Source organism: Stenotrophomonas sp. AGC87, from assembly GCF_057333975.1.
The window spans coordinates 192,057-207,260 of sequence record NZ_JBHFHW010000042.1 but is presented as its reverse complement, the minus strand read 5'-3'; the positions used below and the strand labels follow the sequence as shown (position 1 = coordinate 207,260).

The window sequence follows — 15,204 nt, the reverse complement described above, 5'->3', positions numbered from 1 at the left end:
GGCCAACCCAGCGCCGCCGCGGCCTCGGCCCGGCACCAGCGAAAGCGCCGCCGGGATCCATATTGCGGAGCAGCATGCGTCCCCCGCGCGGTCGTGCTAAAAATCCCCCGCCAATCGTTTAGATCGATCCAACTTAAAACGGTCACGATTGCCGGAAGTGGGGAGCCGGGGGACTGCCCCACGCGATGCATGAGGGACGCGCCAGGCAACTCGACGCTCGAGAAAGTTGGCTTCAAACATTAGATCGATTCAAAGAATTCGTATCGCCACCGTTTCAATCCAGGAGAGGGAGAGAGTGGAATGAAGATGTCATGCATGCACCGCCGCGTTACGTTGTCTGCGGCCATTGCCAGCGCGCTGGCCACGGCCATCGTGCCGGCCAGCGCCTTCGCGCAACAAGCGGCCCCGGCCGGCACCCCTGATGCGACCACGCTCGACAGCGTGACCGTCACCGGCTACCGCTACGCCATCGAAAAGAGCCTGCAGCAGAAACGCGATGCCAACGCCGTGGTCGAAGTGATCACTGCCGAAGACGTGGGCAAATTCCCCGACAAGAACGTGGCCGACGCGCTGCAGCGCGTGCCCGGCGTGGTGATCACGCGCAGCGGCGGCGAAGGCAAGAGCGTCAGCGTGCGCGGCCTCGCGCCGGATCTGACCCTCACCCAGTTGAACGGCAACTACGTCGCCACCTCGGAAACCAACAACGAGGCGTCGCGTTCGTTCAACTACACGCTGCTGCCTTCGAACATGCTGTCCAGCGCGGAACTGTTCAAATCCCCGGAAGCGCGCATCGACGAAGGCGGCATCGGCGGCACGGTGATCCTGCATACCCGCCGTCCGCTCGATATGGAAGCCAACTCCGGTTACGTCAACCTGGAAGGCACCTCCTCGGACACCAGCCACGACATCGATCCGCAGGCCTCGGTGCTGTATTCCTGGCACAGCAAGGACGAACGCTTCGGCGTGCTCATGGGCGTGACGCAGCAGAAGCGCACCAGCCGCACCATGGAAGCCAGCACCGAGGACTACCAGTGGTATGGCGCAGGCGAAGCGCGTGATGCCAACGGCAATGCGCTGCCGCAGGATGGTATCCACTACTGGTGGGGGCAGTCCGGTTTCAACAACCAGACCGGCGGCAACTACAGCGACTTCTTCATGCCGACCTCGGTCAACTTCGCGGTGAAGGAAGAAAAGCGCGAGCGCAAGGGCGGCCAGCTGACCTTCCAGTTCAAGCCGCTCGACAACCTGACCCTGACCGCCAACTACTTCCGCTTCGAGCTGCAGGGCGATTACACCCAGAACATGCTCAAGGTGCCGGAGTGGAGCATGGCCCGCTTCAATGGTGACGGTAACTGGGCCGGCGGCCGGCTGCTCAACGGGCTCGATTTCGATCCCAGCGGCAGCATCGTGACCGGCGCACAGTTCGAGAAGCTGCCAGGCAAGGCCTACATCTGCAGCGAAGAACAGGCCGCGGCGGCCGGCCTTGCGCCGGGTGGCTGGGGTCCGGACGACTGCACCCTGCCCACTCCGCAGCTGACCGGTGGCTACAGCAAGGAAAAGGCGCTTTCGCAGACCGCGGACCTGTCCGTCGAATGGGACATCAGCCCGCTGTGGAAGGCGTCCTTCACCGGTGGCCGTACGTGGTCCGAAGGTGGCCCGTCGATGAACTTCCGGATGTCGGCCAAGCCGCGCCGCAAGGTCGGCCCGGACTATCTGTCGGGCAACCAGTACACCGCATGGGACCTGACCGGCACGCCGTCGGTGCAGTTCTCGCCGGACCTGCAGGACCAGTTGATGGCCGGCATTGCAGAAGTCGACACCGGCTCGACTGACTCGTCGTGGATGCAGACCGAGGTCGAACAGAACTACTTCCAGGCCGATTTCACCAAACTGTTCGAAACCGGCTGGCTGGATTCGATCCAGTTCGGCACCAAGTACCGTGACGGCAAGGTCCACCGCAACACCGGCAACACCTACTGGGTGTGCCAGGGCCTGGACCCGTCGGACTACGACAACAACCGTTACCAGGCCGGCTGCGATTCCACCGCCGGTGATGCCCAGCCGGGCTTCTTCCTGTCCAACCCGATCAGCAACATCGCCGGCGGCTTCAACGCCAACGTGTTCCCGGGCATCAACTACCCGGCCTACATCAACTACCTCAACCAGACCTACGGCGGCTCGCACAACCGTACCGAAGAAGACTTCGTCTACGACGTCAACGAGAAGATCTATTCCGGGTACTTCCAGGCCAACTTCCGTACCGAGCGCCTGCGCGGCAACGTCGGCGTGCGCGTGGTGCGTACCGAGCAGTTCGCCCAGTCGAGCGATTCGGTCGAGCGCTTCAACGATTACTTCGTCGACAACGCCAACGGGTCGCCGATGAGCTGCGATGACCCGGCCGCGGATCCGACCCTGCGCTGCCAGGGTGGCTTTGTGCGCCTGCCGGACAACCAGGTGCGCGACAAGGTCTACACCCTCAGCTCGCTGGACAAGACCTATACCGACTTCCTGCCGAGCTTCAACATCGCCTGGGACATCACCGACAGCCTGGTGCTGCGCGGCGCAGCCTCGAAGGTCATCGCGCGTCCTGGCTATACCAGCATCGCCTACCCGGGCGGCCTGAACTACATCAGCGAGGAGTACAGCAACGACCGCCGTGTGGCCGGTGGTACTGACACCCCGGGCTGGTACGGTTCGGGCAGCAACAAGAACCTGGAACCGTTCAAGGCTGTCCAGTTCGACCTCGGCCTGGAGTGGTACTTCAAGCCCGGCTCTGCCGCGGGCGTGGCGCTGTTCCGCAAGAACGTGGACAACTTCACCGTGCCGGTGGTGCGCGACCAGCAGATGACGGTCGGCGGGCAGTCGGTCACCGTGCAGAAGTACCGCACCGAGGCCAACGGCCGTGACGGCGTCTCGCAGGGTGTGGAAGTGTACGGTCAGTACACCTTCGACATGGGCTTCGGCGTCCAGGCCAACTACACCTACAACGACACCAACCTCGCCTCGATCGTGCTGGATGGCGAAGAAATCGGTGCCTCGCCGCTGGTGGGCAGCGCCAAGAACCAGGCCAACGTCACGATCTTCTACGAGAACGACACGATCCTGGCCCGCGCCTCGTACAACCGCCGTGGCGAAGTGGTGGGCGGCCTGAACAACGGCATGACCACCTACACCAAGCCGTACGACCAGCTCGACCTCAACGTGGCCTACAACATCACCCCGGACTGGACGGTCACCGCCTCGGTACTGAATGCCACCAAGTCCGAGCTTCAGAGCTACATCGGCGATGACAGCCAGGCCCGCCTGCTGTCCAACATCTATGCCGGCCGCCAGCTGTACTTCGGCGTGAACTGGAAGTTCTAAGCCCCACCCGCCCCCGCCTTCGGGCGGGGTAACGGTCCTCCACGGCAGCTGCGCTTTCACAGGCGGCTGCCGTTTTTTTAACTGCAGCTGTTCTTTAACGGGGACGGGGGTAGTTAATCGTGGTTGTGCGTCACGGATTAACTACCCCCGTCCCCGTTATCCAGGGCTGCGCGCAGTGCGTTGACCTGCGCCACGTCGGTGGCGGTCCAGTCCGGTGACAGCCCGGTCAACGCGGGATTGTGGTGACGCATCGCCGAGGGCTGCGTCGTCTTCGCAGAGGCGTGAAGTTCGACGCACCCACTGCGTTCGGCGACCTCCACGGCATTGGCCGCGGTGATTCCCGCGCCGGCCATCAGCGAAATCCGATCGCATGCCTGGGCCACCAGTGCGGCCAGAACATCGGCACCGGCCAGTGCACTGGCCTGCCCGCCCGAGCTCAGGATGCGCTGGCAGCCCAGCGTCACGACCTGCTCCAGTGCCGCTGGCAGATCACGCGCCGCATCGAAGGCGCGGTGGAAGGTGATGCCGAGTGGGCCTGCTGCGGACACCAGTTCCCGGCACAACGCCATGTCGATGCCACCGTCGGCATCCAGCGCGCCGATCACCACGCCCTCGCAGCCGAGCGCACGGCAGCACGCGATATCGCGCAGCATGATCTCGGCCTCCAGCGCGGTGTAGAGGAAATCGCCAGGCCGCGGCCGGATCAGCACGAACAGCGGAATCTGCAGGCGATCACGGGCGACCGCGATGCTGCCCTGCGACGGGGTGGTGCCGCCCTCGGCCAGGTTGTCGAACAGTTCGATCCGATCCGCGCCCCCCTGCTGGGCGGCCAACGCAGAGGCCACCGAATTGGACGCGATCTCCAGCACCCGGCGCGGCGCGCTCACGTCTGTTCGCTCGTGTACACCGAGGCGGAATCACGCAGATCGTCCTGCCGGCCCTTGTCGCAGACCGCGTAGACAAAGCCGCGGTGCAGCGCATAGGCGCCGACCTCACCGTGCTTGTTCAACGCGAGGAAGCACACCTGCAGGGTCTTGCTTGCCTCAGGGCGCTTGCGCACTACCCGGGCGATCGCCTCGCGGCAGGCCTCGGCCGGCGAGCGGCCCTGGCGCATCAGCTCGACCACCAGGAACGAGGCGGCATTGCGGATCATTTCCTCACCGACACCCGAGGCAGTGGCGGCGCCGACCTCGTTGTCCACGTACAGGCCCGCGCCGATGATCGGGCTGTCGCCGACGCGGCCGTGCATCTTCCAGGCCATGCCACTGGTGGTGCAGGCACCGGCCAGATGCCCCTGGGCATCGATGGCGAGCATGCCCAGCGTGTCGTGGTTGCTGCTGTCGCCGGGGCGGCTGCGGCGCTCGGCATTGATCTCGGGCGTGTACTGCGCGGTCTTGAGCCACTCGCGCCAGGCTTTCTCGGCTTCCGGGGTAAGCAGCTTCTTGCGTTCAAAGCCCTGTTGCACCGCGAACTGCTGCGCGCCCTCGCCCACCAGCATCACGTGCGGCGTCTGTTCCATCACCCGCCGTGCCACCGAGACCGGGTGCGCGATATCACTCAGCGCTGCCACCGAACCACAGCGGCCATCGCCGTCCATGATGCTGGCATCCAGGCTCAGCACGCCGTCGCGGTCCGGATTGCCGCAGCGCCCGACCGTGGGATTGCACAGATCACTCTCGGCCCAGCGCGCGCCGGCCTCGACCGCATCGAGCGCGGAGCCGCCGCTCGCCAGCGTTTTCCAGGCCACCTGGTTGGCGCCCACACCGAAATCCCAGGTGGACACGACGCGCGCGCCGGAGGCTGCACGTGCCTGCAACGTCGGCAGCGCGAGGGCGCCAGCGGCCAAGGCGCTGGCCTGGAGAAATCGCCTGCGGTCAGTCATGGGTAGGTCTCCAGCGAACGGACAATGAAGGAATTACACGACGATACAGCGATGCTCCGCATGCCACACCGCCGCGCCAAGAACGCCGAGCTCGCCGTGGTCCACCCGCCAGATCGGCACCTGGCGCAGCACATCGTGCATCACGCCCTTGGCCAGGAACCGCGCGCGGAAACGGCCATCGCGCAGGAAGCGGTCCACCCGCGTGGAGATGCCACCGGCCAGGTAGACCGAGCGCGCACCGAAGGTCGTGGCCAGGTCGCCGGCCAGACTGCCGAGCCAGGCGCAGAACACCTCCAGCGTCTCGACCGCCACCGCATCCACGCCCTCGTGGGCGGCCGCGATCAGCGCCTCGGTGCTGGTCCAGTGCGGTGTGACCCCACGGATGTCGCACAGGCAGGGATACAGGTTCATCAGCCCGCCACCGGACAGCACGCGCTCGTTGTCCACGTGCTCCCAGCGCTGCAGCAGGCGCGAGAGGACCTCCAGTTCCAGCCCGTTGCACGCGTTCAACGCGGCATGGCCGGCCTCGCTGGCCAGCACCGGCCGCTCGCCGCCCTCGAAGCGCAGCGCTGCGCCAAGGCCGGTGCCCGGACCCAGCACCAGCGCCGGCCAGCGCGGTCCCGCCTCGGGATCGCCATTGAGGGCCACCATGGACGCCGGTGCCACGTGCGGAATCGCATAGGCCACCGCTTCGAAATCGTTGATCAGCGCCAGCGACGCCAGGCCGGAATCGTGACGGGTCCGGGCGACCGAGACCGGCCACGGCAGATTGGTGTTGACCAGGTGGTCACCGTCCAGCAGGCCAGCGATCGCGACCACGGCACTGTCCGGCGCTGCCGGCAGCGTGGCGATGAAAGCGGCCAGGATCGCGGCCAGACTCGGGTGCTCGGCGCAGGCATAGCGCTGCAGGCCGCTCAGCTGCGGCGCAGCGCCCGCCCGCACGGTGGCCAACGCGACGCGGGCGAACGTGCCGCCCACATCGGCCACGATCAGCGTGTCAGGGGGGGGATCCCGGTGGGCCGCGGTCCGCGCCACATCAGGTTGAGCCGGAACCGGTACCGCTGCGCTCACTCGCTTGCCTTGGTTGAATCGATTGAATCCCGGCGATTCTCAGGCATCGCCGGGGGAATGCAAAGCCGCCTGCGCCATACAGCGCCGTACTGAACCCACGGCGCCGTGATCAGGGCGTGGCGGTCTGCAGGCGGTAGCTGGTGCTGGCCGTGGCGGTCGGGCCATCCCCCTGCACCGCACGCACCTCTACCTTGTGCTCCCCCACGGCAAGATTGGTGGGCAGCGCGCCGCGCCACAGGTGCGGCGACGGCGTGGCTTCCGGCGAGCGGTCGAAACCGCGCAGGCGCTCGGCGGTATCGTCGGCGACGTTCTCCTGCAGCAGCCGCGGATCGGGCTGCTCGACACGCTTCATCGGCTGCCAGGCGCCATCGTCCACGCGGTACTCGACCAGCGAATCGGCCTGACCCATGAACACGTTGGCGTATACGCCCCAGGCCGGATACGCGCCCTGGCGCAGCACCTTCGGCGCATGCAGGGCGATCTGGTAATCATCCGGCGCACGCGCCACGTAATAGCGCAGGCCGTAGTCGCCGCCGGGCTTGACCGACAGCACCGCATAGCCGTTCGGGGTGCCATCGCTCATGGTCGCATCGGGGATGCCGTTGCTGTCCTTCACGCCCGACCAGAACGCCCCGCAGGCCGCGCCCACGTTGTACTCGTGCAGCGGCTTGCTGCCCTGCCAACCTTCGGCGGCACCGTGGTAGTAATGCTGCTGGGTGTGGCTGTGGCCGCTGAGCACCAGCACGTTCGGGAACTCCTTGAGCAGCGCGAACAGGCGCGTGCGGTCCGCATGGCGGAACGTCTCACGGCCCGGCGCCGCATCGAACAGCGGGATGTGCATGCCGAGCACGATCAGGCGATCACGCGGCAAGCCCTTGAGGTAATTGCCGAGGAAGGTGAACTGGTCCGCGCGCAGGCCGCCGACGTAGCTCGGCTTGGCCTTGGGGTCGTAGACCACATCATCGAGGAACACGAAACTCGCGCCACCCTCTTCCACCGCATAGGTATCCGGGCCGTACACGGCGCGCCAGCTGTCCAGCGAGTGCGCATCGTTGCCGGCGTCCATGTCCAGGTCATGGTTGCCCGGCACGTGGAACCACGGCACCTGCAGCTGCGCGGTGACCTTGTTGATGTCCGGGTACAGGCTCAGGTCGTCATTGACGATGTCGCCCAGGGTGGTTCCCAGCCGCGCCGGGTGCTTGCCGATGATCGGCTCGACGATGGCGCGCTGGTAGTAGCCGATGTCCTGGCGGCTGGCGGTCTGCGAATCGGTGAACACCAGCATCTCGAAACCGTTGCGTGCCGCATCGGTGCCCTTGGCCGGTTCCAGCGCGAAATCCCAGTTGCGGGTGGTGCCGCCGGTGGCGCGGATGCCGTCGTACTTCAGCTTCGGCGACCCCTGCGGCGCGTAGTGGCGCCAGTAGGAAGGCAGTCCATTGGCCGCCGCCGGGAAGCGGTACTCGTCCGGCTTGATCACGAACACGGTCTGGCCCTCGCGCACCGGCAGGCTGTAGCTGCCATCGGCGGCGGTGCGCACGATCGTTTCGCCGTTGGAGACCTGCACACCGGCCAGGCCGGGATCGGTCGGGCCGCGCCCTGGCTTGCCATCGCGCTCCTGATACACCTTGCCGGTGACGGTCGTTTCAGCAGCCCAGGCAGGCGAAGTCATCAACAGCAGGCAAGCCAGCCAGGCGGCAGTACGGGTCATCGGGGGCGGTCCGGTCGGGGGTGGGGAATTGTAGAGCCGCACATCATCGCCTGCACCGCGTTTCACCGACGTTAAACGATGTGCAGCCCTGCCCTACCCGGCGTGGCGCGCCGCCAGCACCGCGACCGCAGCATCCAGCGAGAGCCCACGCGCACGCAGCAGCACGGTCAGATGGAACAGCAGATCGGCCGACTCGCCCAGCAGCGCCTCATCGCCCTGCACCACGCCAGCCAGCGCGGTCTCCACCCCTTCCTCGCCCACTTTCTGTGCGATGCGCCGGATGTCGCCCTCGAACAGCGTCGTGGTGTAGCTGCCGGCCGGGCGCTGCTGCTCGCGCTCGCGCACTACGGTATCCAGCCGGCCCAGGAAGTTGCCGGGTGCCTGCGGGAAGCAACTCTCGCTGCCGGTGTGGCAGGTCGGTCCGGCCGGGCGCGCACTTACCAGCAAGGTGTCGTTGTCGCAGTCGATCCGCACGGCGGTCACCGCCAGCACGTTGCCGGAGGATTCGCCCTTGGTCCACAGCCGCTGCTTGCTGCGGCTGAAGAAGGTCATGTGGCCCGTGGCCAGGGTCTGCTCAAGCGACGCCGCATTGGCATAGCCCAGCATCAGCACGCGCAACGTGTCGGTGTCCTGCACCACCACCGGCAACAGGCCATCGCCCTTGCCCCAGTCCAGCTGCGCCAGCGCCTCGCGCGACGGCTGCACGTCAATGGAACTCACCTCAATAGACATCTCGAACCTCGATCTGCTGCTCGCGCAGGAACTGCTTGAGCGCGGGAATGGCAATGGCGCCACTGTGGAACACGCTGGCGGCCAGCGCACCGTCAACGTCGGCCTGGTCGAACACATCGGCAAAGTGCTGCATCTCGCCCGCACCACCGGAGGCGATCAGCGGCACCTGGCACAGCGCACGCGCCTGGCGCAGCTGGGCCACGTCGTAGCCGCGGCGCACGCCATCGCTGTCCATGCAGTTGAGCACGATCTCACCGGCACCCCGGCGCTGCGCCTCCACCACCCAGTCCAGCGTGCGTACCGCCACTGCCTGGGTCTTGTCCGGATCGCCGCTGAAGCGGCGCACCCGCCATTCGCCGTCCGCCTCGCGCACCGAATCGATACCGACCACCACGCACTGGACGCCGAAGGCATCGGCAAGTTCTTCAATCAGCTCGGGCCGACCCAAGGCCGGCGAGTTGATCGAGATTTTGTCGGCACCGGCATGCAGCACGCGGCGCGCGGTCTCCACATCACTGATCCCGCCGGCCACGCAGAACGGAATGTCGATCAGGCGCGCGATGCGCTCGATCCAGGCCACGTCCACCGCGCGCCCTTCCGGGCTGGCGCCGATGTCGTAGAACACGAGTTCATCCGCGCCTTGGTCGCGGTAGCGCATCGCCAGTTCGGCGATATCGCCCATGTCCACGTGATCGCGGAAGCGCACGCCCTTGACCACGCGGCCATCGCGCACATCCAGGCACGGAATCAGGCGGCGGCTCAGCATCCCAGCGCTCCTTCCAGGGTCATGCGCCCTTCCAGCAATGCCTTGCCGAGGATCGCCCCGCCGCAGCCGACCGCCTTGGCCTGCGCGACATCGTCGGCATCACGCACGCCGCCAGAGGCCTGCACCGCCACGCCGGGAAGCCGTGCGGCCAGATGCTGGTAGAGAGCGATGTTGGGCCCGGACAGCATGCCGTCGCGCGCGATATCCGTGCACAGCAGGTGCTGCATGCCGGCCTCGGCGTAGCGCTGGGCCAACACATCCAGCGTGTCCTCGGCGGTCTCGGTCCAGCCATGCACGGGCAACAGCCAGCGGCCATCCTCGGCCTGGCGCGCGTCGAGGGCGATAGTCAGCCGTTCCGGACCGAACTCGCGCAGCCAGCCGATCACGGTGTCGGGCTCGCGGACCGATACCGAGCCCACCACCACGCGGGTGGCACCGGCATCGAGGATGCGCGCGACGTCATCGCGCGAGCGCACACCGCCGCCGGTCTGCACCTTCAGGCCGGTCTGCGATGCGATCGAGGCCAGCAGCGGTGCCAGCGTGTAACCACCGGCGCGGGCCGCATCCAGATCCACCAGGTGCATCCAGCTTGCGCCCGCCGCAGCAAATGCCTGCGCGCGCGGCAGCGGGTCATCGCCGTAGGTGGTCTGCTGCGCGTAGTCGCCCTGCAGCAGCCGCACCACGCGGCCTTCGCGGATATCCAGGGCGGGATAGACGATGAAACTCATGTCGGTTCGTTCTCGATGAAATTGCGCAGGATGCGCGCGCCGGTATCGGCCGAGCGCTCCGGGTGGAACTGGGCGCCACTGTGCCGGCCGCGCTGCACGACGGCCGCGAACAGCCCGCCGTGATCGCAGGCCGCGACCGTGTCTTCGCCCAGGGGCGCGGCATAACTGTGCACGAAGTACGCACTGGCCCGGTCCGGCACGCCCGCCAGCAACGGCGACGCGCGCAGGGGCAGCAGCCGGTTCCAGCCCATGTGCGGCACACGGATGCCGGTGGCAGGACGCAGGTGGCGCACGACCCCGGGCAACAGGCCCAGGCATTCGACGTTTCCTTCCTCGGAGCCGTCGAACAGCAGCTGCATGCCCAGGCAGATGCCGAGCAGCGGCACCTGCAACTCGCGCAGTGGCTGCACCAGACCCTGCGCATGCAGACGCGCCATGCCGTGCGGGGCCGCACCGACGCCGGGCAGGATCACCCGCGACACGCCCTCCAGACCCTGCGCATCGCGCACCAGCCGCACCTGCACGCCCAGCCGTTCCAGCGCATAGCGGACCGAGCCGAGGTTGGCGCCGCCTGCATCGATCAGCGCAACCTCGGTCACAGCGCCCCCTTGGTGCTTGGCAGTGCGGTGCCCTGCCGCGGCAAGGCCTGGCGCAGCGCGCGCGCCAGCGCCTTGAAGCAGGCCTCGACCTTGTGGTGGTCGTTGTCGCCGCGCACGCTCAGGTGCAGATTCAACCCGGCCGCATCGCACAGCGAGCGGAAGAAGTGCGGCACCAGCTCGGTCGGCATGTCGCCCACACGCTCGCGCTTGAACTCGCCTTCGAACACGAAATACGGGCGGCCACTGAAATCCAGCGCGGCACTGGCCAACGTCTCGTCCATCGGCAGGGTGAAGCCATAACGGCCGATCCCACGCTTGTCGCCGAGTGCCTCACGCAGGGCCTGGCCCAGCGCCAGCCCGGTGTCTTCAATGGTGTGGTGCTCATCGATGTGCAGGTCGCCCTCGGCCTGCACGCTCAGCGCGAAGCCGCCGTGCTTGCCGATCTGCTCCAGCATGTGATCGAAGAACGGCAGCCCGGTGTGGGTCTGCGGCTCGGCGGTGCGATCCAGATCGACGTCAACCCGGATCTTCGTTTCCTTGGTATTGCGCTGCACGGTGGCCCGGCGCGGCGCATCGGCCAGCTCATGGGCGATCGAGGTCCAGTCCCAGTCGCCGCCGAACTGCTCGGTGCGCAGCTGGAAGCCACGGATCTTCATGTTCTCCGCGAACTGGATATCGGTCAGGCGGTCACCCACCATCGCCGAGCGCGACCAGTCGATGCTGCGGTCCTGCAGATACGGCAGCATCAGGCCGATACCCGGCTTGCGGGTCGGTGCGTTGTCCTGCGGCCAGGTGCCGTCGATCAGTACGTCACGGAAGGTGATGCCCTGGCTGGCGAAGATCTGCAGCATCAGGTCGTTGGGGCCATCGAAGCTGGCCTGCGGATAGCCTTCGCTGCCCAGGCCATCCTGGTTGCTGACGATCACGAACTGATAGCCCGCATCGCGCAGCTTGAGCATCGCCGGGATCACATCGCGCACGAAGCGCAGCTTCTCGTAGGCGTCGATCTGGAAATCGGCGGGCTCTTCGATCAGGGTGCCGTCGCGGTCGACGAACAGAATCGGGGTCATGCGGCAGCCCTCCGGGCCATCAGGGCGGCGAGTACACGTTCGTTCTGTTCCGGGCTGCCGATAGTAATGCGAAGCGCATCGCCCAACTGCGGCGCGGCACGCTGGTCACGCACCACCACACCGGCGGCGAGCAGTGCATCGAACGCGCCTTGTGCGTCGGCAAAGCGGGCCAGCAGGTAGTTGCCCTGCGAGGGATAGACACGCACTACGCCGGGAAGCGCGGCCAGGCCGGACTGCAGGCGGGTACGTTCAACCTTGATCTGCGCGATGCGCTGGGTGGTGATGGCCAGGCTCTCGGCGCCGAGGCCGGCCAGCGCCAGCTCGGCACAGGGTGCCGGCACCGGGTACGGCGCCTGGCAGCGGCGCAGCACCTGGATCAGCGCGGCATCGGCGATCAGGCTGCCAATGCGGGCGGCCGCCAGCGCATGCGCCTTGGACAGCGTGCGCAGCACGGCGATGTTCTCGTAACGGCTCAACAGCGTGGTCGCGGACGGCTGCTCGGCGTACTCACCGTAGGCCTCATCCACCACTACCAGCGCCCTGCCCTGCAGCGCGTTGGCCACCCGCTCGATCTCGCCCAACGGGATCACGCTGCCCGCGGGATTGGACGGCGAGCACAGGAACACCAGCGTGGCGTTACCACCCAGCGCCGCGGCAATCACGGCATCGATATCGGCGACCAGCGCATCGCCCTGATCGACCAGCGGCACCTCGATCAGCAGCGCGTTCTGCAGGCGGGCGCAGACGGCATACATGCCGAACACCGGTGGCGTGGTCACCACCGCATCGCGGCCCGGCTCGCACAGCGCGCGCACCAGCAGATCGATGGCCTCGTCGCTGCCACGGCCGATCAGCAGCTGTTCGGCGGAGCAGCCGTACAGCTCGGCAAGCCGATCGCGCAGTGCTGCCGGCTGCGGGTCGGGATAGCGGCGCGCGCCACCCGCGGCGTCGGCGGGGTTGGCCCACGCCGATTCATTCGCGTTGAGCCAGACATCCCCGACCAGCGCACTGCTGCGCGCCGAGGAATAGCCGGCAAACGCCCGCAGGTCTGCACGCACCAAAGAGAGGAGGGAGGCAGTGCTCATGCGGCGGCCTCCATGCGCAGGGTCACCGCGTTCTCGTGGGCATCCAGGCCTTCGGCGCGTGCCAGCACACGGGCACACTCGCCAATCGCCGCGATGCCGGCGGCCGTGGCCGACTGCACGCTGATCAGGTTCTGGAAGCTGGCCACGCTGACGCCGCTGTAGGCGCGTGCGGCACCGGCGGTCGGCAGCACGTGGTTGGTGCCACTGCAGTAATCGCCCAGCGCTTCGGGGGTGTAGTCGCCGAGGAACACCGAACCGGCCGCCTCCACCTTGTCCAACCAGGCGCGCGGCTCGCGCAGCGCCAGGATCAAGTGCTCCGGGGCATACCGGTTGCTGATCGCGAAGGCGTCATCCAGCGAATCGACCAGGATCAAGCGCGAGGACGCCAGCGCCTGCGCCGCGATTTCCGCACGCGACAACTGCGCCAGCTGCGCTTCAACCGCCGCCTCGACCCGGTCCACCATCGCCGCGTCGTCGGTCAGCAGCAGTACCTGCGAATCCGGGCCGTGCTCGGCCTGCGAGAGCAGATCGGCGGCGACGAACGCCGGCGTGGCACCCGCATCGGCAATCACCAGCACTTCGGACGGCCCGGCCGGCATGTCAATGGCCGCGGCACCGTCCTGGGCAACCTGCTGCTTGGCTTCGGTCACGTAACTATTGCCCGGGCCATACAGCTTGTCGCAGGCCGGCACGCTGTCAGTGCCATACGCCATCGCAGCGATGGCCTGCGCGCCGCCCAGCTTGAACACGCGGTGCACGCCCGTAAGGCGCGCGGCCACCAGCACCGCAGGATCGGCACTGCCGTCCTTGCGCGGCGGCGTGCACAACACGACTTCACGACAGCTGGCCAGCTGTGCGGGCACGCCCAGCATCAACGCGGTGGACGGCAACGGCGCGCTGCCAGCCGGCACATACAGACCCACCCGACCGATCGGGCGCACCACGCGCTCGCAACGCACGCCGGGCGCGGTCTCGACCGCATAGCCCTGGCTCATGCCGGCCTGGTGGAAGGTACGGATACGTGCGGCGGCATCGATCATCGCTTGGCGCAGTTCGGCCGAGACGGCCTGCTCGGCGGCGGCAAACTCCGCCTCGCTGACCTCGAAGGTCTCCGGTGCCACCCCGTCGAAGCGCAGGGTGATCTCGCGCAGTGCGGCATCACCGCCCTGGCGCACCGCCGCGATCAACGCGGCAACGGACTCACGGGTACGCGCCGCCACGGCCTGGACCGGGCGCTGCAGCGCCTGCGCCTGGGCGCCGGCATCCAATTGGGACCACGTCAAACGATTCATGCCAGCGACCGCTCCACACTCAATACCATCAACCCCTGCGCGCCCGCGCGCTCCAGGTCCTCCAACCGCTGCCAGGTCAACGCACCGTGGCACATGGTCTGCAAACGCAGGTGGCCGCCGTCATCGGGCAACTGCACCAGCGGATCGGCGTCGGGCAGCAGGCGGGTCAACTCGGAGACGCGGTCCAGCGCGGCGCGGAACATCAGCAGCTTGCTGTCCTGCACCTTCACCACACCATCGAGACGACGCAGCAGCATCGCCATCAGGCCGGCGCGGGCGTCATCGGGCGTGCGGACCGGGCCGGCCAGCACCGCTTCGCTCTCCAGCAGGGTTTCGACCGGCTTGAGCTGGTTGGCGGCCAAGGTGGCGCCGCTGGAAACCAGATCGCAGATCAGATCGGCGGTGCCCAGGCGCGGGGCGATTTCGACCGAGCCGGACAGTTCGACCACCTGGGCATCCACGCCGCGCGCGGCCAGCCAGTCGGCCAGGATCGCGGGGTAGCTGGTGGCGATGCGCTTGCCGGCCAACTGCTCCACGCCCGTCCATTCCCACTCCTCCGGCACCGCCAGCATCAAGCGGCACTGGCCGAAGTTGAGCCCGCGCAGCGCCTGGTAGGCATCCGGCAGGCCGATCCGGCGGCGGGCGGCGCCCTGCTCGTCGAGCTCGTTGCGGCCGACGATGCCGAAGTCGCACACGCCATCGGCGATCAGGCCGGGGATATCGTCGTCGCGGACCAGCAGCAGATCCACCGGCAGCGATTCGCCATAGCAGAACAGCTTGTCCCGGCTCTGCCGCCAGCTCAGCCCGCAGGCGGTCAGCAGGCTGCGGGCGGGCTCGGCCAGCCGCCCGTTCTTCTGGATGGCGATACGCAGCCGGTCACGTGCCGGGGCGGTCTGGGTTGCACTCAT

At 67.5% G+C, this 15,204-nt stretch carries 13 protein-coding genes; 1 reads left to right on the top strand and 12 read right to left on the bottom strand.

What is annotated here, in order from left to right; translation table 11 throughout:
* The first annotated feature begins 306 nt into the window (after positions 1–306).
* Positions 307–3,363: a TonB-dependent receptor gene (locus ACE026_RS18245; RefSeq protein ID WP_486040415.1), complete on the top strand. Its 3,057-nt coding sequence runs from the start codon at positions 307–309 to the stop codon at positions 3,361–3,363.
* Between the two features lie 137 nt (positions 3,364–3,500).
* Here ACE026_RS18245 and ACE026_RS18240 read toward each other — a convergent pair whose 3' ends face one another.
* From ACE026_RS18240 to hisG, 12 genes are all read right to left on the bottom strand, one after another.
* The gene (locus tag ACE026_RS18240) at positions 3,501–4,250 is read right to left on the bottom strand and encodes a copper homeostasis protein CutC (RefSeq protein ID WP_486040240.1); all 750 of its coding nucleotides are present in this window, start codon (positions 4,248–4,250) and stop codon (positions 3,501–3,503) included.
* Positions 4,247–5,245: a glycosylasparaginase gene (locus ACE026_RS18235; RefSeq protein WP_486040239.1), complete on the bottom strand. Its 999-nt coding sequence runs from the start codon at positions 5,243–5,245 to the stop codon at positions 4,247–4,249. The genes ACE026_RS18240 and ACE026_RS18235 overlap by 4 nt, the downstream gene beginning before the upstream one ends.
* Positions 5,246–5,278: 33 nt before the next feature.
* Complete coding sequence (locus ACE026_RS18230; protein ID WP_486040413.1) at positions 5,279–6,280, bottom strand: glucokinase; 1,002 nt, start codon at positions 6,278–6,280, stop codon at positions 5,279–5,281.
* A gap of 145 nt (positions 6,281–6,425) precedes the next feature.
* Positions 6,426–8,024 (bottom strand): calcineurin-like phosphoesterase C-terminal domain-containing protein, encoded by a 1,599-nt coding sequence (locus ACE026_RS18225; protein ID WP_486040238.1) that lies wholly within the window; start codon positions 8,022–8,024, stop codon positions 6,426–6,428.
* A gap of 93 nt (positions 8,025–8,117) precedes the next feature.
* Positions 8,118–8,756 carry a bifunctional phosphoribosyl-AMP cyclohydrolase/phosphoribosyl-ATP diphosphatase HisIE gene (gene hisIE, locus ACE026_RS18220; protein ID WP_486040237.1) on the bottom strand — a complete coding sequence of 213 codons (639 nt, stop codon included), beginning with the start codon at positions 8,754–8,756 and terminating at the stop codon, positions 8,118–8,120.
* On the bottom strand, positions 8,746–9,522 hold the full coding sequence (hisF, locus tag ACE026_RS18215) for an imidazole glycerol phosphate synthase subunit HisF (RefSeq protein WP_152150670.1): 777 nt from the start codon (positions 9,520–9,522) through the stop codon (positions 8,746–8,748). The genes hisIE and hisF overlap by 11 nt, the downstream gene beginning before the upstream one ends.
* On the bottom strand, positions 9,516–10,250 hold the full coding sequence (gene hisA / locus ACE026_RS18210; RefSeq protein WP_486040234.1) for a 1-(5-phosphoribosyl)-5-[(5-phosphoribosylamino)methylideneamino]imidazole-4-carboxamide isomerase: 735 nt from the start codon (positions 10,248–10,250) through the stop codon (positions 9,516–9,518). The genes hisF and hisA overlap by 7 nt, the downstream gene beginning before the upstream one ends.
* Positions 10,247–10,849 (bottom strand): imidazole glycerol phosphate synthase subunit HisH, encoded by a 603-nt coding sequence (gene hisH, locus ACE026_RS18205; RefSeq protein ID WP_486040233.1) that lies wholly within the window; start codon positions 10,847–10,849, stop codon positions 10,247–10,249. Before hisH ends, hisA begins: the two co-directional genes overlap by 4 nt.
* The gene (gene hisB, locus ACE026_RS18200; protein ID WP_293982900.1) at positions 10,846–11,919 is read right to left on the bottom strand and encodes a bifunctional histidinol-phosphatase/imidazoleglycerol-phosphate dehydratase HisB; all 1,074 of its coding nucleotides are present in this window, start codon (positions 11,917–11,919) and stop codon (positions 10,846–10,848) included. The genes hisH and hisB overlap by 4 nt, the downstream gene beginning before the upstream one ends.
* On the bottom strand, positions 11,916–13,004 hold the full coding sequence (gene hisC / locus ACE026_RS18195) for a histidinol-phosphate transaminase (RefSeq protein WP_486040232.1): 1,089 nt from the start codon (positions 13,002–13,004) through the stop codon (positions 11,916–11,918). The genes hisB and hisC overlap by 4 nt, the downstream gene beginning before the upstream one ends.
* Positions 13,001–14,296, bottom strand: coding sequence for a histidinol dehydrogenase (hisD, locus tag ACE026_RS18190; RefSeq protein WP_486040231.1), 1,296 nt, complete (start codon positions 14,294–14,296; stop codon positions 13,001–13,003). The genes hisC and hisD overlap by 4 nt, the downstream gene beginning before the upstream one ends.
* Positions 14,293–15,204, bottom strand: a complete 912-nt coding sequence (hisG, locus tag ACE026_RS18185) for an ATP phosphoribosyltransferase (RefSeq protein WP_486040230.1) — start codon at positions 15,202–15,204, stop codon at positions 14,293–14,295. The genes hisD and hisG overlap by 4 nt, the downstream gene beginning before the upstream one ends.